General features: G+C 47.4%; 16 protein-coding genes. 8 read left to right on the top strand and 8 right to left on the bottom strand.

The features are described from left to right. Positions 1–4: 4 nt before the first annotated feature. Entirely contained in the window at positions 5–1,684 is a 1,680-nt protein-coding gene (locus tag QUA54_RS01170) for a phosphatidylglycerol lysyltransferase domain-containing protein (RefSeq protein ID WP_333412630.1), read from the top strand. A gap of 196 nt (positions 1,685–1,880) precedes the next feature. Here the strand turns inward: QUA54_RS01170 and QUA54_RS01165 are convergent, their stop codons facing one another. The 5 genes from QUA54_RS01165 to QUA54_RS01145 all read right to left on the bottom strand — a co-directional run bounded on the left by QUA54_RS01165 (position 1,881) and on the right by QUA54_RS01145 (position 7,667). Continuing rightward, complete coding sequence (locus QUA54_RS01165) at positions 1,881–3,107, bottom strand: glycosyltransferase family 4 protein (RefSeq protein ID WP_172184978.1); 1,227 nt, start codon at positions 3,105–3,107, stop codon at positions 1,881–1,883. Between the two features lie 26 nt (positions 3,108–3,133). Continuing rightward, a complete protein-coding gene (locus QUA54_RS01160) occupies positions 3,134–4,702 on the bottom strand; it encodes an MFS transporter (RefSeq protein WP_333194144.1) in 1,569 nt (522 codons plus the stop codon). 231 nt (positions 4,703–4,933) lie between these two features. Next, positions 4,934–5,809, bottom strand: a complete 876-nt coding sequence (gene recO / locus QUA54_RS01155; RefSeq protein ID WP_333412628.1) for a DNA repair protein RecO — start codon at positions 5,807–5,809, stop codon at positions 4,934–4,936. A 231-nt stretch (positions 5,810–6,040) separates the two neighbouring features. Then, on the bottom strand, positions 6,041–6,721 hold the full coding sequence (gene deoC / locus QUA54_RS01150; RefSeq protein WP_333412626.1) for a deoxyribose-phosphate aldolase: 681 nt from the start codon (positions 6,719–6,721) through the stop codon (positions 6,041–6,043). Between the two features lie 292 nt (positions 6,722–7,013). Beyond that, positions 7,014–7,667, bottom strand: a complete 654-nt coding sequence (locus tag QUA54_RS01145; RefSeq protein ID WP_333412624.1) for a chemotaxis protein CheB — start codon at positions 7,665–7,667, stop codon at positions 7,014–7,016. Positions 7,668–7,853: 186 nt separating this feature from the next. Between QUA54_RS01145 and QUA54_RS01140 the strand changes: the two genes are divergently transcribed. Beyond that, on the top strand, positions 7,854–8,216 hold the full coding sequence (locus tag QUA54_RS01140) for a hypothetical protein (RefSeq protein WP_333412622.1): 363 nt from the start codon (positions 7,854–7,856) through the stop codon (positions 8,214–8,216). Positions 8,217–8,563: 347 nt separating this feature from the next. Further along, on the top strand, positions 8,564–9,586 hold the full coding sequence (locus QUA54_RS01135) for a tetratricopeptide repeat protein (RefSeq protein ID WP_333412620.1): 1,023 nt from the start codon (positions 8,564–8,566) through the stop codon (positions 9,584–9,586). 92 nt (positions 9,587–9,678) lie between these two features. Here QUA54_RS01135 and QUA54_RS01130 read toward each other — a convergent pair whose 3' ends face one another. The 3 genes from QUA54_RS01130 to QUA54_RS01120 all read right to left on the bottom strand — a co-directional run bounded on the left by QUA54_RS01130 (position 9,679) and on the right by QUA54_RS01120 (position 12,569). Further along, positions 9,679–10,425 carry a hypothetical protein gene (locus QUA54_RS01130; protein WP_333187860.1) on the bottom strand — a complete coding sequence of 249 codons (747 nt, stop codon included), beginning with the start codon at positions 10,423–10,425 and terminating at the stop codon, positions 9,679–9,681. Between the two features lie 573 nt (positions 10,426–10,998). After that, a complete protein-coding gene (locus QUA54_RS01125) occupies positions 10,999–11,721 on the bottom strand; it encodes a pyridoxine 5'-phosphate synthase (protein WP_333412617.1) in 723 nt (240 codons plus the stop codon). A 62-nt stretch (positions 11,722–11,783) separates the two neighbouring features. After that, on the bottom strand, positions 11,784–12,569 hold the full coding sequence (locus QUA54_RS01120; protein ID WP_333412615.1) for a nucleotidyltransferase domain-containing protein: 786 nt from the start codon (positions 12,567–12,569) through the stop codon (positions 11,784–11,786). Between the two features lie 271 nt (positions 12,570–12,840). Here QUA54_RS01120 and QUA54_RS01115 point away from each other — a divergent pair, with 271 nt between their 5' ends. The 5 genes from QUA54_RS01115 (at position 12,841) to QUA54_RS01095 (ending at position 21,004) form a co-directional block, all read left to right on the top strand. After that, positions 12,841–13,701: a Tab2/Atab2 family RNA-binding protein gene (locus QUA54_RS01115; RefSeq protein ID WP_333412613.1), complete on the top strand. Its 861-nt coding sequence runs from the start codon at positions 12,841–12,843 to the stop codon at positions 13,699–13,701. A 435-nt stretch (positions 13,702–14,136) separates the two neighbouring features. After that, positions 14,137–15,432 (top strand): TldD/PmbA family protein, encoded by a 1,296-nt coding sequence (locus QUA54_RS01110; RefSeq protein ID WP_333412611.1) that lies wholly within the window; start codon positions 14,137–14,139, stop codon positions 15,430–15,432. A gap of 121 nt (positions 15,433–15,553) precedes the next feature. Beyond that, a complete protein-coding gene (locus QUA54_RS01105) occupies positions 15,554–16,510 on the top strand; it encodes a GDSL-type esterase/lipase family protein (RefSeq protein WP_333412609.1) in 957 nt (318 codons plus the stop codon). A gap of 369 nt (positions 16,511–16,879) precedes the next feature. Beyond that, a complete protein-coding gene (locus tag QUA54_RS01100; protein WP_333412607.1) occupies positions 16,880–19,693 on the top strand; it encodes a chloride channel protein in 2,814 nt (937 codons plus the stop codon). Positions 19,694–19,882: 189 nt separating this feature from the next. Beyond that, positions 19,883–21,004 (top strand): glycosyltransferase family 4 protein, encoded by a 1,122-nt coding sequence (locus tag QUA54_RS01095; protein ID WP_333412605.1) that lies wholly within the window; start codon positions 19,883–19,885, stop codon positions 21,002–21,004. Positions 21,005–21,006 lie beyond the last annotated feature (2 nt).

Genomic DNA, 21,006 nt, shown 5'->3' with positions numbered 1-21,006 from the left:
AACAGTGTTACCCCAAAAAACTAGGATTGGACTCTGGACTGCATCATTTTTAACCGGATTGGTAGGAGTTATTAACCTACTGTCTGCTGTAACTCCCAGTTTACCAGATCGCCGAAATTGGCTAGAACCATTTTTCCCTTTTCCCGTGCGTGCGGGCGGGCATTTTTTTGCAGCAGTTATCGGATTTATGCTGCTAACTCTAGCAACTAATTTGTTGCGGCGCAAGCGGATTGCTTGGTTGCTGACTGTGGGATTGTTAATCGTTTCTATTGTAATTCATTTAGTCAAGGGATTGGATGTTGAAGAAAGCTTGCTTTCTGGGGTGCTGCTGTTTCAGTTGTTGGTGATGCGGCAGACGTTTACTGCTAAATCCGATCGCCCTTCAATTGCTCAAGGAATCCGGGTTTTGCTGGGGGCTTTGCTGTTTACGCTGGCTTACGGGACGGCTGGTTTTTATATTTTAGACAGCGGTTTTCAAGTTAACGGACAAGCGGTTAATTTTGATTTAGACACAGCTTTGTTCCAGACTTTTGCCATGTTTTTTACGGCGGACAATGCGGGGTTGGTTCCGCAAACTCGCTTTAGTAACTTTTTTGCCGATTCGATTTATGCTGTGGGTACGGTAACGCTTGGTTACGCACTTTTGATGCTGCTGCGGCCGGTGCTGCTGCGAAATTCGGCAAGTATTTCGGAACGGAATAAAGCTCAAGAAGTGGTAGCAAAATACGGGCAGACAACGCTAGCGAGACTGGCCTTGCTTCCGGATAAATCTTATTATTTTAGTTTTTCGGGAAAAAGTACGATCGCCTATGTGTCGAAAGGTAGAGGTGCGATTGCTTTGGGAGACCCCATCGGGCCCGCTGAAGACCGCAAAGAAGCAATTCTGGGCTTTCAAGAATTTTGCGATCGCAACGATTGGTATCCAGCATTTTATCAAACTTTGCCCGACGATCTAGAAATGTATTCTACTCTCGGTTTTCGAGCGGTGCAAATTGGCGAAGAAGCTATTGTCAATCTCAAAACTTTTACTCTCAAAGGCAAGAGCAATCAAAACTTGAGAACTGCTATCAACAGACTTACAAAAGCCGGTTATCAAATCGAATTTTACGAACCTCCTTTAAGTTCCGAATTGATGCGGCAAATGAAACTCGTGAGCGACGAGTGGCTGCAAATGGTTCAAGGCGCGGAAAAAAAGTTTTCGGTGGGTTGGTTTGACGAGGTATATTTGCGGGAAACTCGTGTCGCAGCCATCCACACTCCAGACGGTAGAATTAGTGCTTTTGCTAATATGATATCGGCGGGAGAGGGGGTAGTTGGAGTTGATTTAATGCGGCGTCGCACTGAGGTGGAAAATGGCACGATGGAGTGTTTGTTTGCTTCGATGTTGCAGCATTGTCAAGAATTGGGATATGAAGAATTTGATTTGGGTTTGTCGGCTTTGGCGGGAGTCGGAGAAGCTGAGAAATCCGGGCGGTTGGAAAAGGTTTTGATTTATCTTTCAGACCACTTGAGCAAGTTTTATAATTTTAAGGGATTGCACAGTTTTAAAGATAAGTTTGGGCCGCGGTGGGAACCGCGCTATTTAGTTTATCCGAGTTTGGGAAGTTTGCCGGATGTTGTGGTTGCTTTGATTCGGGCCGATTCGGGCGATCGACTTTTGGATTATTTGCGCCCGGGAGGGTAGGCAACGAGCAATGTTGACTGGTTCCCAGGATCTGCCTGGGAACCCATATATAGAGGCTCTGCCTCGGCTGGAAAATGGAGGCAGAGCCTCCGGATCTGCGTTACCACGCTCCAGCCTGGTAACGAGTAAATATCTAAGGGTAAAGACACGACTTCCTTTTCGTTACATCCGTTACATCCGTTGCCGAACTTCCTCCCTATGCCAACCCCCGAAGTGGCACGCGCTGCTTTTGCAAAACCTCTGAGTACAGCTTTTCCAACTCAGTAATATTCTGACTGAGAGTGTATCGCTCGATCGCCCGTTGGCGTGCTTTTTGACCGAGCACCATTCCAAACTCAGGATGGTCGCAAAACAGCGGCAGCAAGGTTTGCAACTGACTCCGCACCCGCTGAGTGTTCAAAACTACCCCCGCGCCTTCCTCCAATGCCTCGCCGTCAGCACCCGCATCGGTGGCCAAACAAGCTAAACCGCAGGCCATCGCTTCCAGCAGCGACAGCGACAGTCCCTCCACCAAAGAAGGCAAAATAAATACGTCTGCACCCCGCAGAATTTCGATCCGCCGTTCCTCCTCGGCAACAAATCCGAGCCACACAATGCCATCCTCTTCGCCGTAAGACAGTTGGAGCGAGGCGGCTAGGGGCCCGTCGCCCACGATCGCCAACACGTTGCCACGGCCAAAATTGCACTGTTTCCAGGCCTTGAGCAAAGCCTCGACATTTTTCTCCGGAGCAATGCGGCCTTGGTAAACAAAAATTCGATCGGCTTTTAATTGCGACTTCAACCCCGAAGGCCCGGGCGAATACTTCACCGCGTCTACTCCGTTGGGAATCACCGCTACCCGTTCTTCCGGCACTCCCAAGCGCACCAAAATATCCCGCTGAATGTAAGAAAATACGATAGTTGAGTCGTAGTGAGCCAAAAACGGAGCGTACAGTTGATACATCAGGTGTTGGGTTCCCGATGTCAAATTCCGCAATTTGCGATCGAACGGGGGGTGAAAAGTCGCCACCAGAGGCAACTTCAATTCTTGACAAATTTCCGGCAGCAAAAAGTCTAGAGGCGAAAGCGTCAGGGAAGCGTGAACAACATCGGGTTTCAGCCGCCGCAGAGATTTCATCAGCACTGTGCGGGACTTGAGAGTGGGAATCGTATAAATTTGCGATTTGTAGTGACAGGGTAAAGAGACTTCGTTGCAACTCGCTGGCGAAAGCGAATTGGTATATGAGGTTTGAGCAATTGCTTTTCCCCATGAACCATTTGCCATGCTCCACGCCGTATTGTTCCTGTCGAGCGGGCCCGCTTCTTGGGCAAAGTGCAGGAAACTGACCTGGTATCCCCGGTCTAACAGTGCGTTGGTGACTTCCCTGGAGTAAGTGACGTTACCGCAAAAAGGTGATTTTTTTCCTAGCCAAGCGATGTGCATTCCAGTAAATCAGAGTTTGTTATTTTTTAGATTCGATCGACTTTGCTATTACTGCTACGGAAAATATACCAGGTTAAGACACCGCCAGCCATCGCTAATCCTGCTAAACCCAAAAATACTGTCGGCAAGCCCAGAAATGTTTCGGCTACCCCAGCCAAAGCCAACGGTAAACTCAAAGCGATATTAGTCGCATTGTTTTGCAGCCCAAAGACTTTTCCCCGCATTTCTTCTGGGGTTTCTGCTTGAATTGTAGTCTGCATCGGCACTCCCACCAATGAGGCAAATAAACCCAACAGGGTAATGAACAGTACCGAGAGCCACAAATGGTGTGTAAATGCAGAAAGGCCCATCAGAGCAAGTGCCATGCCGATAGAGCCAATTAAACTCAGTTGGGAGTGAGAAAATTTGTGGCCGAGATAGCCGACTGTCGTCGCCCCACCAGCCATACCCACGCCCACCGCAGCCAGCAAAAAGCCAAATTGCGACGCTTTCATACCCGGGAGGATTTCTGCCAGTCGCACCGCTAGAACTGCCAAGGCTGCAAAAATGGAAAATAGAATAATTAGTTGAATTAAAGCATTGCGGACTTTCGGTTGATCGTTGATGTAACGCAGGCCCTCTCGCAAATCTGCTAGGGGATGCGGCGGTTCGTGTTCGGCATCGTTTTTTTCGCCTGTTTTCATCGACAGCAACAGCACTCCGGCGAAGGCGTAACTTCCGCCTACTACTAATTCTTTGCCGATGCCGAGTCCCCCGCCGAGGTTGGTAAATAGGGTGTCGGCTAAAGCTAGTAAGGGTTCTCCGACTGCAAAGCCAATAATCACCGAACCCATCATGGTTGTGGTGTAGAGGGAGTTTGCCGAGAGCAGGTGGCGGCGTTCCACAATTAAAGGAATCACTGACTGTTCTGCTGGAGCGAAAAATTGAGTTAGAGTCGAAACGAGGAATGTCACTAGCAGCAGCAAGCAGAATCCGAGCGGCAGTTGACCGAGTTCCCACCCGTCAGAGAGCCACAGCAGCACGGGTAATGTTAAAACGAAGGCTCCCCGCAGCAGGTTTGTGGCTACGAGCACTGCTTTTTTCGACCAGCGATCGACATACACGCCTGCGGCGGCCCCGAACAGCACTGCGGGAATGGTAAAGGCGATCATGATTGCCGATACCCACCTGCTGATGGTTTGATCTGGCGCTTGAAAGCGGCTGGCCACGAGGGCGATCGTCAGTACGAGATAAACTTTATCTGCTAGTTGGGAAAAAACTTGCCCGCTCCACAGTGCTAGAAAATTTCGGTTTTTCAGAACTGGCAGAAATGCTGTTTCTTTTTCGGAAGTTTCGGCTAATGCTTCCGAACTCTCGGCTGCTGGGTCTGCTGTTGCCAGCGGGGGGATTGCTTCGGGTTCTTGGCTTTTGCCGTTGCTTGACTCTGTTTCTTTCGTTATGGGATATTTATCCATTTCTGGGTCTTCGACGTTGATCCGTCGATCGGCCAAGGCGGGTTCCGAGCGAAAATCGGGAAAATTTTCTCGTTCTTCCATTTTGTGGTGGGTCACAGCTAAAACAGATATTGTCAAATCAGAATCGGACAGTCGTATCATAGGATTTGGGGTGGCTCGCCTGGGATGGTGGAGGTTGGGGGAATGGGGATTTAAAATTGAGGTGTTAACCCCTAAGTTTATTAATAATCTCGTAACTTTATCTCTATCTATTATCTGATGTCGCAACAACCTTGAGAATTTACCTGAAAAGGCCGGCAGGTTCGGATATCCCGCAGGCTGGGGGTGCGATGTACGATCGTTCGTTCACCTATTTAACTAAACACTCAAAATTTAAAACTCAAAACTCTCTAAGTAGGTATCGATCGAGCTTCCCGATCTAATCGTGCAACCTAAATGATACTGGGCATATTGCCGCAAAATATTTTCTACTGATACCCAAGTTGTTCGATCGGCAATCCCCTCTTCTAGTTCTGGACTAGCCAACTGTTGCAGCGCTGCTAATTCCTTAGCATTAATCAAGAAGTTTGTCAAGTGTTTGCTGCCAGTCGTTTGCCGGGAACGAGAAGCGGATTTGTACAAGGTGCCGGTTTCTGAAGACAGTTCTGCCTCTAGGTTAGCTAGTTCGGACAAGCTGAAGGTTCCCCCAGAGGGTATACTAAACCCGGTTTGCCAGTTCGGATCGCTGAAATTTGGGATGAGCGGGCGTCTGGTGGCGCAGCAGACTTGGACTTGGGGCGCGAGGCCTGCTAAGGCTAGCAGGTGAAAAATGCCGTGGGTGAGGTGGGCGACAAGCACGGCGGCGGATTGGATTTCTGTGCGATCGGACAAACGCTCCAAACGGCTCAAATGTTCGCCCAGCAACCAAAAGAGTTCTTCTTGGGGCTCGTCGGAAAGGGCGCTGGCGATCGCCAATTCGGCCAGATATTGCGCGGCTGAGAGTTTCCCGAGGTTGCGGCTCAAACCCGGATGGGATTGTACGGTGTCGGCTTGGGTAATTTTGTCGAGCGATCGGCCTTTGGCAATTAGCAATTCGTTGACAACAAATAATTCGCTTCTACCGCCGATGGTCGATCGCTGTTTGCGAACACCCGGTGCTACGGCTCGAATTAAGCCGAATTCCCGCGTCAAAACTGTCAGCACTCGATCGGATTCGCCGATCGGCGCACTCTTAAGATTGATTCCAGTTGCTTTGTAAGTTCGAGTCACTCGATTTTAGATTTTAGATTTTAGATTTTCTAGATTACTTCGGACAGTTTCATTGTCCTCGTTGGTCGATCGACCTGGAACAGTCATTCTACAGTTGGCAATCAAAAACTGTCCGAAGTATTGTTATTAGACAGTAGCAAAAACAGTCCAGGACGCAGAACTTTTAGTTGTAGGGTGCGTAAGGGCGAACCAATTCCCAATTAGCCACTACCAATTAGCCATTGCTAATGACTAATGACTTTTATCTAAATTATCGCGCTGGCGGATTAATTCAGGGCCGCGAGAAGTCCCCAAACGAGTTGCCCCAGCTACTACCAAATCTAGAGCTTGTTCGTGAGTGCGAATTCCGCCGGCGGCTTTAATCCCGATCCTGCCCTTAATAACTTCGTTCAGCAGTCGCACATCGTCAACTTTCGCCGGACCAAAAAAGCCAGTGTTGGTTTTGATATAAGCCACACCAGCTTCCATGCAGATCTCAGCCGCTAATTGTTTTTCGGCATCCGAAAGCAGGGAACTTTCGATAATTGCTTTGATGGTGAGATTAGTTTCTTCGCAAATTTGGGCTAATTCCCGGTGGAATTGGTCGATTCTTCCAGCTTTCAACAATCCTAAGTTAACGGAGACATCTAACTCTACGGCTCCATTATCTGCTGCTTCTAGAGCTTCGTAAAGTTTCACCGTTGAAGTCGAAGCACCGGTGGGAAAACCTATAACTGTGCAGACTTTGGGACGTTTGCCGTGCAGCAGCTCAACTGCTTGTCTGACGTAGGCGGGATACACGCAAACTGTGACAAAGCCAAATCTCTCTGCTTGTTGGCAGCAGTTTTCTACTTGCTCTGGCGTAGCGGTGGGGTCGATCAGGCCGTAGTCGATCAAGGGGGCAATATCGATGTCTGCCTGGTTTGCAGCCATTATTTTTTTTCTCTGAGATAACTACTTTATTATTATACAAAATAAAGGGATGCGGAAAACTTGCCTCCCTGTCCGGCTGGAATTTAAGCGACTAGGAGGACTTCAGTAAGCGAGTGTTCTTTGATATTTTATTTAATCAATGCTCTCATAAAACTATTGAGAAAAAACCTATGCTCATTTTTTGTAAAAAGGAAGTGGTGACTTTACAGTTGATTGTCTAGTTTACCAAATTTGTATCACTCATCTACTTCTTTCTCTTGGCTTCATCATGGTTGACATTGATAATACCGAGTTATTTGAACTGGACTCGCTGAACTAAGCGATCGCCGATCGCTTCAGGAAGCAAAACTTCAACCGCTGCATTTAGCTGAACAGCCGCTTTGGGCATTCCATATACGACAGAACTTTTCTCATCCTGAGCAATTGTGTGCCATCCCCGCGATCGCAAAAGGCTCATTCCCTCAGCACCGTCTTGTCCCATCCCAGTCAGTAACACGGCGGTTTCCTTGTGGTTCCAGTATTGGGCAAGACTCTTAAAAAACACATTTACTGATGGGCGATAGGGATAGTCAATCGGTTCTTTTGTGTAATGCAGAGTGAAATCAGAACGAAGACTGAGGTGATCGTTAGTACCTGCAACTAAGACAATACCTTTCTCCAGCCGATCGCCAATTTTGGCTACTTTCACTGTCAAGGGTGTTTGTTGATTCAGCCCATCCACCAGCCCCGCCGAAAACTGCATATCGACATATTGAATAATCGCAATGGCCACACCGAAGTTTGCTGGTAGGCGGGAGAGAATGGCGGCTAGAGCTTTGGGACTACCTGTTGAGGAGCCGATAGCCACTAGCGGAGGAAGTACGGCTGACAGGTGTAGACCACTAGGCCTCGGCGGGCAAAAATGCGCTCCTTCGCTGTTGCCAGTAACTCTTCTAGGGATTGGCATATCGAATTATTTAAAAAAAATATATTTTGGTATCTGCCTTTAGATACATTTTGGATCTTTCTTTAGGTATACTTTGTTAAAAGAGTTGCGGTAGAGCCTGCGTCAGCTACGCTAGGGCAGAGCCTGGTAGCGGCTGCTGTTTTTACTCTGAGTAGCGCTTTAAAAACATAAAAGCCAGTGCCAAGCATGAATCATTTAGAACTCGAACAAGAAATTGGGAAGATGGCTAGAGCGATGATGACTCGCAATAGCTTAATTGGTAAAGATTTGATTGCGGATCTTAGAGGGCGGCTGTCTGTTGACAGTGTAGCTGCTTTGATGATTGTCAGTATTGAGCGTTTGATTTGGTATGACTGCGAGTCCGTGCTCTGGAGTTTGAGTTATTTGATTCCTGCTGACGTGATGGAAGAAATTCGCCGCATTACTGCGCTGGTTGTTTGCCAGCGGTTGATGGGCAAGGGTTTTGTGCTGGGGAAAGATTTTAGTATTGATGCAACAGGCCAGTTGATGTTGAGTGAGAATGCTAAAACAGCGGTTGTGGTTGCTTGAATTGGGCAAGCAGAAGTTCGATCGCACTATGAGATTTGCAGTTAGACTTTGGGCTGCCTTGGACTCTTTGTGTAACTGCAAACCTAATTCGGGATGCGGTAAATAGTTCCGCGATTCACGCTGATTTGAGATGCGCAGCACCTCCAACAAGCGATGAGTGGGGTTAGCGAAAAAACCATTTTACCAGAGGAAAATATTTAGTTTCGACAGCCAATTGTTGAGTTTGTTACTGGTAGTTTGTACGGGCGATCGCCCTGTATCAAATATTTCAGATTTTTAGTGAAATTACCGTTTTATTCCAGCTATGGTTTCAGGTAAAATCATCCCTAAGATAGATACAAAATATTATGAACTTAATTCAAAACTTGGAAGCGGCTTGGTATTACCATCTGGGTTCGCGTCACCTCGAAGCTAACGACGATCATGCTGCTCTGGCGAACTTTAACAGAGCTGTGAAGTTGCAATCCGATCATTATAAGGCTTGGTTTGGGCGAGGCATGGCTTTGGGGAACCTAGAACGGCACTTAGAGGCGTTACATAGTTTTGATGAGGCCTTGGCGGTGCAGCCGAATGCGAGCTTTGGCTGGCACAACCGGGCTATTGCTTTAGGAAAGTTGGGTCAGCACTTAGAGGCTCTCAACAGTTTTGACAGGGCTCTGGAGTTTAGTCCGTGGGCGGCAAGTATTTGGCACAACCGGGGACTGACGCTGATCGATATGGGGCTTTACAATAAGGCGGTTCTGAGTTTCGATCGCTCTTTAGATTTGCACCCGGAGGCTGCAGGGGCGTGGTACAACCGAGGTAATGCTCTGTTGGAACTCAAGCTTTACTATCTGGCGCTCAACAGTTTTGACAGGGCGATCGAGTTTAACCCTGACGACGCGAAGGCTTGGTACAATCGCGGTATAGCTGCTAACTCAATGGGACTTTACAAACAAGCAGTGGCTAGTTTTAGTCGATCGCTGGATCTGAAACCGGGCCGAGCCGAAGCTGTGGGCGAACGGAGAGTGGCTTTGGGGAAATTAGTAGGTTTAAATCAGACAAATGCCAAGTTCACTCCCACATCTGAGTCTCCCTTTGAAGATTATTTAATTTGGTATAACCGGGGTGTAGAATTGGCGCGAAAAGGCGACTACTCGGAGGCGATTGCTTGCTACGAAATTGCTTTAGAAATAAATCCTGATTTTGCTAATGCTTTTTACAATAAAGCTTGCTGTTATGCGCTACTGGGATTTGCTGATTTGGCTCTTGACAATTTGCAGCGGGCTGTGGAGTTTATCCCTAATTTATACCGAGAACTAGCTTTAGCTGACTCGGATTTAAGCTGCATTTGGAAACAAGAACGTTTTGAAGCGCTGATCCAAGGTTGATTTTGCGCAAAAAACAGCTCGCCGATCGGGCGAGCTGTGGTAATTGGGAGGCGCAACGTTCGATCGCGCGACAGTATTTTTGCCATCTTTAGCTATCGCACATAAACTTTGATGGAGGGCTTGACCGGCCTTTTGGCAACTACCATCACCCGGTAGATGCCGGATTCGGGGAGTTGAGCAAAAGTTTGACCTTCGCCTTGATCTAGGAGTTGTCCCGACGGAGATTCGATCGCCAGATCTAGATTTTTGTTGCTAGCAGTTACCCTGATTGTCTGTCCCTGCTTGCCTTGAACCGTGATGGGCTGGATTTGGTAGCCGGACATTTTGAGTTTAATTGTGGCTTCTTTTTCTCTGAATGCTATGGGCATTGCGCGATCGGGCCTATAAGTCCACTTGGCGTTAAAGTCGCGTCCGAGTACGAAGCTGCTGGTCTGACCTTTCGGGGTAACTCGCACGCGGTAGATGCCGGACTCTGGTAACTGACCCACCCACTGATTGTCGCTTTTTTCAATAACCCCCATATTTTCACCATTGGGACTGTAAAGTTCGGCTTTCAGTTGTCCCGCCCACAAGGAGAGAGTGAGTTCTCGCCCTTTGACGCCTTCAAAAATATAGGTGGTGGGTTGGTTGATGGTTTCTCGAATTTCCGAGGTTGACATTCGCTCGATCGGTTCGATGTTGGGAACTGCGGCAGATGTAGCGGTTTTATTAACGGTTTCTGTAATTTCCGAGGCAGCCATCAGCTCGCTCGGTGCAATTTTTGGGGCTACTGGGCTGGCAAATACAGATTTGGCCGCCATCACGAGTAGCATTCCAGTCAGTAAAATTAGTTTTTTCATGTCGCACTTCCGATTGGTAATGAGTTGTATATGGTTACTTGTGTTTGCCTGTTTTCACCGGATTAAATCTGGCGATCGCACAGAGGCTACAGCAGTATGGAGGATACACATAAATATCCCGTACTTGCACAAAACCTGCTGGTAGCAGATTGGCAGTGCGGGAGCTAAGTAGTAGCCTCAGTTTTTCGAGACATTTCAATGATACTCCCTACACATAATATCATTAGAGAATATTAGTAATTTGGTCGAGGAAAATTCAAGCTGTTTCCGAGGATCTTGCTTAAAAAATGCCCCCACCCAAAAAACGCGGTGTTTTGGCTGTGGGAGGAGCGCTGCTACTAGAAAAAGCTAGCCCCTGCAGGGGGTGACGGCCCCTACTGTTACCTATTTTTGGACGATCGACTAATTCTGTATGGCGATAGACAGCGCACCTTACCATATTCGTAGCGTGTTAAACCACTTTTTGCGTAAGTTTTGATCCTGTATGCTTGTAGGGGCGGATTTAGTTAGTATCTCTGATACAAATGAGTTTACCGCGGTAAAATCCGCCCTTCCCCACGAGGTTAATTTGTACTACGAACCTGCCAGGATTTTTAGGTAAGCTTGTACTGTGTTGGACAAGCCCATTTCTAGCGCTTCCGCAATTAAAGCATGACCGATCGATACTTCGAGTATATCAGGAATCGAGCAAAATTTAGCTAAGTTTTGCAAATTTAAATCATGTCCGGCATTCACTCCCAAACCTGCTGATTGAGCGGCTTGAGCTGCTAAGACATATTGTTGAAAAACAGATTCTACTCTACCTTCGCGAAAAGCAGTTGCATAGGGTTCCGTGTACAGTTCTACTCTGTCTGCTCCAACTTCTTTTGCTAGCGGCATGAGAACAGCCTCTGCGTCCATAAACAAGCTGACTCTGATGCCGTTGTCTTTTAATTTTTGAATGATTGGTAAGAGCCGATCGCGATTTTCGGGAATATTCCAACCGCTATCCGATGTTAGCACGTCGGGAGCGTCCGGCACTAAGGTACACTGAGCCGGTTTTACGTCGCAAACTATATCCATAAATGGCGGCTGAAACGGATTTCCTTCGATGTTGAACTCGACAGTTAGCATTTTGGCTAATTCGTAAACATCGGCAGCTTTGATGTGCCTTTCGTCGGGGCGGGGATGGACTGTAACGCCGTGAGCTCCGGCAGCAATTACTGTTTTTGCGGCTTCCGTAACGCTGGGGATACCGATGTTTCGAGAGTTTCTGAGAAGGGCGATTCTGTTGATGTTAACGCTGAGTTTTGTCACGGGATGTTAATCTTTAAGGTTGATGCTACTATATTAATCGTTTTTGGTACGAAACCTTGATCCTATTGCGGTAGTGTTAGGGTGTTATCAAAGTAAAAATTAGCTTCTGCAAGCGGTAAACTTTCTGCAAAAAAAGCCTCAGCTATTTGCTGTTTTGATGCCAAATCTTCAAGGTTGGCAATGCAGAAAAGCGGTGCGGTGCGAGCGACTATTTCTGGCGGAAAGTCTCGGGTAAAATATTTTAGTTCAAAGTCGTATCTGTGCGGACGGTAAATCATGCCCAGCAGTTCGACTAATGGTAGAAGCGTCCAGTTGTGATAGTTGCCGATCGCATCTACTAAATGTCCGCGAAAAATCTCTTTTTTTACCAGAGGTTGCAGCAAATCGAAACGGATTTTAATTTCGTTGAATCTCGACTGCATTGTAGATAAATGTTTGCTTCGATCCAAAGGATGCGGTACAATTAGATTAGCTTTGTCAAAGGCGATCGGCACTTTCCCGTGTCTCTCTATTTCCAGAAAATCGTTGCGGCTGCTGCGCCGGAAAACAGCAAAATCAATTAGGAAAAAAGGTGGGGTTTCTTTGAGCCGCCAGAAACACTGCGACTGACCGTGCCAAGCGGGTTCGGGAACTCGATATTTGAGTTCGATTTCGCCAATTTCTGCGAGGGCTTTTTCAACAATCTCAAATGTTTTTTCCACGCAGTTATCTTCAACCACAACAGCAATATCGAGGTCAGACCACTCGTCGGTGTATCCGTGGGCTGCTGAACCTCCTTGCCATAAAGCGAGAACAAAATCTAAAGGTTGTAAGGTTGAAACAATCTTTTCGAGAATGATTTGTCTCATGGAATCAAGCTATACAGTTGGTTTTCCCTGGCTTGCACAAGTTTAACAAACGATCGCAGGTTGAGATTGCTCCGCGACAGTTCTCCGAAGAGTTGCTAATGCGTCCGGTTGTGCACTGCTGCCAAAAATTACACGGGAAGCTGCAAGGGAAAGCGGCAATCTTTGGGAAAGTGCGATCGCCCGCGATTGAAAATCAGCCTTAAATTGTCAGAATCAGAAACTTGTCCCCTGTCCGGTAACATGAGAAAGGATTAATTTTTAACAGCGCGGCATGGCTACTATTTGGGAACTCGACTTTTACAGCCGTCCAATCATAGACGAGCGAGAGAAAAAAAAATGGGAAGTGTTGATCTGCGAAAGCCCGCTGAATGTAGGCGACAAGGCCGAATCTCTGTTTCGCTACTCGCAATTCTGCTCCAGTTCAACCGTGAATTCCCTGTGGCTGGCGGATGCAATTAAAGATGCGATCGCCGCAGCACCGAAAAGACCCGAAAAAATCCGCTTTTTCCGCCGCCAAATGGCGAACATGATTACTAAAGCCTGCGAGGAGTTGGACATTCCCGCCGCCTGCAGCCGCCGCACCCTCGCCCTCAGCCTGTGGCTGGAAGAACGGATGCAAGACGTTTATCCAGCCGAACCGGGCTATCAACCGGTTGTGAACCCGAGCGTTCAATTTGTACCCGAAACGCCAGTTGCGCTGCCGGATGCTTTAATCGGCGAAAAATGGACGTTTGTGAGTTTGCCGCTCGCAGCTTTTGACGAAATGTCCGAGTGGGATATCGGATTTGGCGAAGCTTTCGGGCTGCCGATGACACGCCTCGGCCCGGAAACCCAAATTCCGGGACTTATTATCTACTCGTCGAGAGCAGCAGCCCTGGCAGGTTGGATGTCGGGTTTGGAGTTGGCTTTTCTCAAATTTGACAGCGGCCCCCCCGCTAGGCTGGTATTAGATACGGGAGCTAACGATCGCTGGATTTTAGCTAATCTCAGAGACGCAGCAACTGAGAGAGAAGCGAAAGGATTTGAAGCCGCTAAAAAGCAAGCAAAAAAAGTACATTTTTTAGCAATTCAGTCGAAGCCGGAATCGGAATCTTTTGCAGGGTTTTGGCTGCTGCACGAACTAACTATTTAGTCGCTCGCTTGGCAATAACTGATATCTGGCAGCATTCTCAATCTGATTTAAGCAACCAGGTTTTTTGATAAAAACTCTCGGCTTTGAGATTTGACTTGCAGCAAGAAAGCTGGTTTCTGACACCGCCCAAAAACGGTTCCAAGCCCCCGACTCCTGTCGTGGAGAGATCGAAATTTTAGATTGATAGTTCAAGTTCCCAGATTCATCTGTGGAGTAAATCTAAAACCTAAAATCTAAAATCTAAAATCGACGCTAAGGGCTTGGACAAGATGCAAATAATAACAAATGCGTAGCATCTTGTTATCCCCAATTATACCAGTTTCCCAAAAGAATCTAAATGTAGGCTCGTGCTCCCAACCCATATCCAGTAAGTCATTGCCAATTCTTTAATCGAAAATCGAAAATCGAATCGCCCATTACCAACCACAGACAACAATGACCAATGACCAATCAGCAGAACAACTGCTAGAACTAGCTACCAAAGCAGGTGCAGAAGCTGCTGAGGTATTGGAATCGCAATCGCTCTCGCGGCCGGTCTTTTTTGAAGCAAACCGCCTCAAACAGCTAGAAACCGCCCAAGCAGAAGGCATTGCCCTGCGACTGTGGCGGGACGGGCGGCCGGGTTTGGCGGTGGCCTACGGGCCCGTGGAACCGCAAATTTTGGTGGACAGGGCGATCGCGCTTTCGCAACTCAACGAACCGGAAACCATCGAACTCGGCACCGGTGAGAAAGTTGTTTATCCCGATCGCGGAGTGTCGGTGCCGGCCGAACAGCTAGTAAACTGGGGAAAAGAGGCGATCGCGATCGTCCGCGAAGCCTATCCCGAAAGCCTCTGCACCGCCGAACTCGACTGCGAAATCGAAAGCACCCGCTTGCTGAACACCAGAGGCTTGGATTCCAGTCACACCGACACCACTCTCAGCGGTTACTTGTCAGCAGAATTAGTGCGGGGCGAAGATTTCCTCAACATTTGGGAAGGCGAAACCGAACGCGGTACCCTCGACTTAAACACCAGCGCCAAGCGGGTTTTGCAGCGTTTAGAATGGGCCAAAGATAATGTTGCTCCCGCCACGGGCCGCGTGCCGGTGTTGTTTACAGCCAAAGCAGCCGACTTGCTGTGGGGGACTGTCTGTGCGGCGTTGAACGGCAAACAGGTAATCGAAGGTGCTTCGCCTTGGAACGATCGATTAGGCCAACAAGTGACATCGCCGCTTGTCACCCTCTCGCAGCAGCCGGATATCGGGCCCTATAGCTGTCCTTTTGACGACGAAGGTACTCCCACTCGGGCGATCGTCTTTATCAACAGCGGAGTGTTGCAGCTATTTTATACCGATCGCACCACCGGTCGAGCCTTGGGTAGCGGCACTACCGGCAACGGATTTCGCCCGGGTTTGGGCAGCTATCCGACGCCGAGTTTGTTCAATGTTTTGATTAAACCAGGTTCGCTTTCGCTAATCGATTTAATCGCTCAATTAGACGACGGAATTGTAGTAGATCAAATGCTTGGTGGCAGTGCCGGAATTTCCGGCGATTTTTCGATTAACGTCGATCTCGGCTACCGAGTCAAAAAAGGTCAAATAGTCGGCAGAATCAAAGACACAATGGTAGCCGGCAACGTCTACAGCGTTCTCAAACAATTGGTAGAATTGGGAGGAGACTCCGAGTGGAACGGTTCTTGCCACACACCGTCTCTAATTGTAGAGGGATTGTCCGTCATCGGCAAAAATTAAAGTCAGTTGGCAGTTGGCAGTTGGCAGTTGTTAGTTGTCAGTTGTTAGTTGTTAGTAGTCATCAATCATCAGTTAACAGTCAACAATTCCCAATTCCCAATTCATAATCCCCACACATACTATGCGTATTTGTTTTATCGGCGATTCTTTTGTAAACGGTACTTGCGATCCCAAATGTCTCGGTTGGACAGGACGGATTTGCGCGGCTGCTTGCGGACAAGGACACGATATTACCTACTACAATTTAGGAATCAGGGGAGAAACCAGTGCCGATATAGAAACTCGCTGGTTCAGCGAAGTTTCTTGCCGCTTACCTCACTACGGCGACGGCAGAATAGTATTTTCCTTTGGCGTCAACGACACTTACCTAGAAAACGAAAAAATTCGCATTGAAATTGAGAAATCAATTGAAAATGCGCGATATATTCTCAAGTCTGCCCAAGAAAGAGTCCCTGTTTTAATGGTAGGGCCACCGCCAGTTATCGATGCCGATCGCACAAGCCGCATTGCCAACTTATCCGAACAATTTGCTCAAGTTTGCAGTGAGTTAAACGTGCCTTATCTAGATGTTTGCACCCCCCTGCAACAATCGGAAATTTGGCAAAAAGAACTTACCGAAAACGATGGGGTCCATCCCCGCGCGGCCGGTTACGCTGAATTGGCTAAAATAGTTCACAATTGGGACGGTTGGAAAGCTTGGTTTAAAAATATCAATATATCAGATCGAGAGACAGTAATGCTGTTCCGAGCCGTCGGCAAAAAAGAAATGGAACTGATTAAAGAAAGCGATTTTCTGGCATTCCCGCCGCGCTTATCCTTTCAGCCTACTTTTTATCCGGTACTTCACAAAGCCTATGCCATACAAATCGCGCGAGATTGGAATACAAGAGATGCAGCATCGGGATATTTCGGCTATGTCACCCGCTTTCGGGTTGCGGCCGAATTCTTAAAAAGATATCCCGTTCAAAATGTGGGTAGTTCAATACAAGAAGAGTATTGGATTCCGGCAGAAGAATTGGTCGAATTTAATCGCAATATTGTCGGAAAAATTGAAATTTTTGCTGAATATCAACCGTAGAATAGAAGCAATGAAAGAGGTTAAATTTTAATCAATTTGAATTTGTAAGTTTTGACTGCTACGGCCCTCTCATAGATTGGAAAAGCGGAATAATGCCAGCCTTGAGACAATTGCTGTCAAGTCGCGAGATAGATTTGGCTAAATCGCAGACACGAGAAAACAGGATTTGGGGCGACACTGCCGGCCTGCGGCTAGCGTGATTTAGAAGTGCCGGATTTGAAAACAGTGGTGGAGGCTATAGGGTAAAAAAATTGCAGATTGATATCAAATCCGGTAGCATCGGAATTACAGCAGATTTCAGGTAAGTATCGAAGGATTTTTTGCTAAAGTTTGATCGAGCAGACAATTCTCAGGTAATCAACGCTATTTATGCCGTACATTACTATCCCTAAACAATTTAGGGAACCTTCCAGGGTCATCGCATCTCAACTGTTTTTACGACCGAAACGCCTCGCTATTTTTGAAGCTTGTCTGATCGGTTTAATTTCAGGACTGGCTGGCGTTTTGCTCAAATCAGGAGTTGGATGGCTCGGCAGTTGGCGAGTTGCTACCTCGACAGTAATTCCAGCTTGGATATTACTGCCGGGCGTCGGTTTATGCGGCGGGTTGCTAACAGGTTTCTTGGTTGAGCGTTTTGCTCCCGAAACTGCCGGCAGCGGCATTCCTCACGTCAAAGCTGCTCTCGGCGGAGTCAATCTTTCCTTAGATTTGCGAGTAGCTGTAGCCAAACTTCTGACCACTATTTTAGCAGTTGGTTCCGGTTTAACTTTAGGCAGGCAAGGCCCGACTGTGCAAATAGGAGCATCTTTGGCCGGCTGGATAGGTCACTTGATGCCTACTTCCCCAGACTACCGCCGACAATTGATTGCTTGCGGTGCTGCTGCGGGATTGGCTGCTGGTTTCAATACTCCGATTGCAGGAGTTTTGTTTGTAGTTGAAGAACTGCTGCACGACGTTTCGGGATTGACTTTAGGGACTGCAATTATCGCTTCATTTATCGGTGCAGTTGTCTCGCAGCTTTTGGGCGGCGATAGTTTAAGTTTGAACCTTCGCGAGTACCAAAGCAGTTTTGAGGCTCAGGAAATTCCGTTTTACATACTGTTAGGAGTTTTAGCGGGATTGCTGGGAGCTTTGTTCACGAAAGGGATTGTTGCTAGCTTGCAATTTAACAGGCGATCGCTCAAATTAGCTTTGCCCGCGCGAGTGGCTCTAGCTGGCATAATCTGCGGTTCAGTAATAGCTTTTCTCCCAGAAGGTTTCCGCAACAATACGGGTTTGCGGGAGTTTCTGCTGACCGGTGAAGCAAGCGGCATAACGAGTTTAATTGCTTTTGTAGCTCACTTTTTTCTAACAATTATTTCCGCTGCTTCTGGAGCTCCGGGAGGATTGTTCTCCCCTTCCCTAGTTATGGGTTCTGCACTCGGTCACATGGTGGGCATTGTGCAGGCAGATGTCTTGGGTATCGGTTCACCGGTAACTTACGCTTTGGCGGGAATGGGAGCGTTTTTTTGCGCGGTTACTAGAGCGCCGATTACTGCCGTAGTAATTGTGTTTGAAATTACGGCGGATTTCAAATTAGTGCTGCCTTTGATGATCTGTTCTGTAGTTGCTTATTTAATGGCAGAAAAGGTAGAGAGCGGCTCGCTGTACAATCACCTTTTGGAGTTTAACGGCATTGAACTGACAAAGGTACAAGCTGCCAGCAATACTTTGAGCGACTTGTACGCAGAAGACGTGATGCAGCGCCGAGTTGAAACTCTTTCGAGTCTGCTGACTTTCGATGAAGTGATGCAGGCATTTTCGCGATCGCACCACCGAGGATTTCCAGTTGTTGAAGATGGCAAATTAGTCGGAATTGTCAGTCAAACCGATTTGGCAAATGCCAGCGAGCGCAATTTTTCCGGAGACTCGCTGCTCAAAGAATTTATGACTCTACACCCGATCGCAGTCAAAGCAAAAGATACTTTAAGCGAGGTATTGTACAGGCTCAACAACTACAATATCAGCCGCTTGCCTGTCATAGAAGGCCGCCGTTTGGTGGGAATTATTACCCGCAGCGACATTATCCGAGTAGAATCCGATCGCCTCAGCGGAGAAACAACCCAGGGCCCGCATCCAGAACCTTCTTATGTTGTCTATCAAACCAGGGCTCCGCAAGTCGGAAACGGCCGCTTATTAGTGCCGCTTTCCAACCCCCAAACAGCACCCGCTTTGCTGCGGCTGGCCGCGGCGATCGCGCGCGATCGCAATTACGAATTAGAATGCCTGCAAATCATCTTAGTACCGCGCAACAGTTCCCCCTCAGAAAGCGCCGTGCGGACAACCAAAAGCCGCCGCCTGCTGCAACAAGCCGAGCGAATTGTTCGCAATTGGAACTTGCCGGTTCACACCCAAATACGGGTAGCTCACGACGTGCCTAACGCGATTTTGGAGACAATTAGGGAGCGGCACATCGATTTAATTTTGATGGGCTGGCAAGGCGAATTTTCCACAAAAGGACGCATTTTTGGCGATGTTGTGGATACCGTAATTCGGCAAGCCGGCTGCGAGGTTATTTTGGTTAAATGGAGCGAAAAAATATTAGCAACCCGCAAGAAAAATGAGTTTTTCCCCACTTTCAGCGGGCGGAAATATGCGTCTATAGAATGGGAGTTAAAGCCCGAAGGAGTTGACGGCGCAGATAATCCCGCATTGGCGATCGGCTCAGATTCATCAGCAACTCCAGAGAGTGAACTTTCCCCGCCGAATTCAGACATTCCAGCGCCAGAATTGGGACTGCACACGCTGATGGGTTTGCAGCGCTGGTTGGTGCCTATTCGCGGCGGTTACAAGCAAGCTGCGGCTTTGCGGCTGCTACCTGCTTTGGTGGCTGCGAGTGCTGTACCGGAGATTAAATTGTGTCAGGTTCACCAGCCTTCTGTTGCACAACCCGATCGCCGCGAATTAAAGCAAGCGGCGGAGTTTATCCAGCGCAGGGTTAGCTGTTCGATAATAGCGACTTCGGTTTGCGCTACATCGGTTTCTGATGCTTTAATTGATTTGGCTCAGAACGATCAGTGCGATGCGATCGTCCTGGGAGCGAGCCGCGAAGGGCTGCTGAAGCAGGTGATTCAGGGGAACATCCCGGAAGCCGTGGCGCGCGGGTGCGACTGTACAGTCATTTTAGTGCGATCGGCCAATTAGCCCTTAGTTAGTTGTTATTTGTTATTTATTAGTTGTTATTTGTTGGTATTTTAGCCTTCCAGTCTTGTTCCCAGGCTCTGCCTGGAAATACATACCTGGAGGCTCTGCCTCCAATAATCAATAATCAATAACCAATAACTACCAACTAATAACTAATAATTAATAATTAATAATTAATAACTAATAAATATGGTTCACTTTAACGTCGGCTTTCAACACTTTAACTCCTTCGCCGACATTACACTATCCCTGGCGAAAAGTTTAGACAAAATGGGAATTCCTATTTCTGTCGAACCCTCGACAATCGCCTCTCACCTCACCCGCAATTCCACAACAGAAGAAAACCACCTGTTAGAGAAGTGGATGAACACCGCACCCTCAGATTTATTTCAGATAAAATGGTCTCATTACTGGAAACCTTATTTTTTAAAAGAACTCAAGGGACATCTCAACTTAGAACTTTTTGCTATCAATTACGAATTCGCCAAAAACACTGATGATTATGATTACTGGATTTACGATGCTGTCAATAACTTATCCCACAAACTAGCCGTCAGCCAATATTCTAAAAACGTCTTAATAAAAGCTGGATGTCCGGCGACCAACGTATCAGTCCTGCCTCTAGGTTTCAATCCTTTAATCTCCCAACTCTATTTTCCCAAACCGCAAAAAACCCAAAAAGATGTAAAATATATTCTGCACATGACCAATTCTTTTGATTTGTATAGATTTGGCACGGATGTCGCCATTCAAGCTTTTTATGAAGAGTTTCAAGACAATTCCAACGTAGAGTTAATTATCAAAGATGGCGGCAAAAATCCAGAGGTTATAGTGGAACATCTCGTCAATATCCAAAAGCGCCTCGGCAAGTTAAAGCCAAAAATTGTGATAATGCCTAAATTTTATAATAAAGCAGAACTAGCTGATTTATACTTGTCAGCCGATGCTTTTTTAGCTCCGTTTCGCGGCGAGGGTTTTGCGATTAAAATTTTGGATGCCTTTGCAGCAGGTTTGCCCGTCGCTATGACTATGTACGGCGGCCCGACTGAGTACGCCAATGCTGATAACTGCTATCCCATTGCTTACGATCTCATACCCGTCGGAAAGTGTTACGATACTGAGTATCTAAAAATCAGAAATGCTCCTCATTGGGCAGAACCAAATGTTCAGTCTGTTCGCGAACAATTGCGAAAACTTGTTGAAGACCCAATGCGTTTTCAGGTAGCTCAAAAAGCTAGAGAGACGGCGGATTTATTTAATTGGGAAGCTGCGGCTCAAAAATTGCTAAGATTAATGCGAGAATTGTTTTAGGA

Origin of the sequence: Microcoleus sp. MOSTC5 (genome assembly GCF_036701825.1) — a bacterium.
Taxonomy (GTDB): domain Bacteria; phylum Cyanobacteriota; class Cyanobacteriia; order Cyanobacteriales; family Microcoleaceae; genus Microcoleus; species Microcoleus asticus.
Note: the sequence above shows the minus strand (reverse complement) of the source record. Positions and strands in the feature narration are given on the sequence as shown.

Coding starts and splice junctions, on each gene's coding strand:
- QUA54_RS01165 (WP_172184978.1), bottom strand. CDS start 3,107: ATGCACATCGCTTGGCTAGGAAAAAAATCACCTTTTTGCGGTAACGTC.
- QUA54_RS01160 (WP_333194144.1), bottom strand. CDS start 4,702: ATGATACGACTGTCCGATTCTGATTTGACAATATCTGTTTTAGCTGTG.
- deoC (WP_333412626.1), bottom strand. CDS start 6,721: ATGGCTGCAAACCAGGCAGACATCGATATTGCCCCCTTGATCGACTAC.
- QUA54_RS01145 (WP_333412624.1), bottom strand. CDS start 7,667: ATGCCAATCCCTAGAAGAGTTACTGGCAACAGCGAAGGAGCGCATTTT.
- QUA54_RS01140 (WP_333412622.1), top strand. CDS start 7,854: ATGAATCATTTAGAACTCGAACAAGAAATTGGGAAGATGGCTAGAGCG.
- QUA54_RS01135 (WP_333412620.1), top strand. CDS start 8,564: ATGAACTTAATTCAAAACTTGGAAGCGGCTTGGTATTACCATCTGGGT.
- QUA54_RS01130 (WP_333187860.1), bottom strand. CDS start 10,425: ATGAAAAAACTAATTTTACTGACTGGAATGCTACTCGTGATGGCGGCC.
- QUA54_RS01120 (WP_333412615.1), bottom strand. CDS start 12,569: ATGAGACAAATCATTCTCGAAAAGATTGTTTCAACCTTACAACCTTTA.
- QUA54_RS01115 (WP_333412613.1), top strand. CDS start 12,841: ATGGCTACTATTTGGGAACTCGACTTTTACAGCCGTCCAATCATAGAC.
- QUA54_RS01110 (WP_333412611.1), top strand. CDS start 14,137: ATGACCAATGACCAATCAGCAGAACAACTGCTAGAACTAGCTACCAAA.
- QUA54_RS01105 (WP_333412609.1), top strand. CDS start 15,554: ATGCGTATTTGTTTTATCGGCGATTCTTTTGTAAACGGTACTTGCGAT.
- QUA54_RS01100 (WP_333412607.1), top strand. CDS start 16,880: ATGCCGTACATTACTATCCCTAAACAATTTAGGGAACCTTCCAGGGTC.
- QUA54_RS01095 (WP_333412605.1), top strand. CDS start 19,883: ATGGTTCACTTTAACGTCGGCTTTCAACACTTTAACTCCTTCGCCGAC.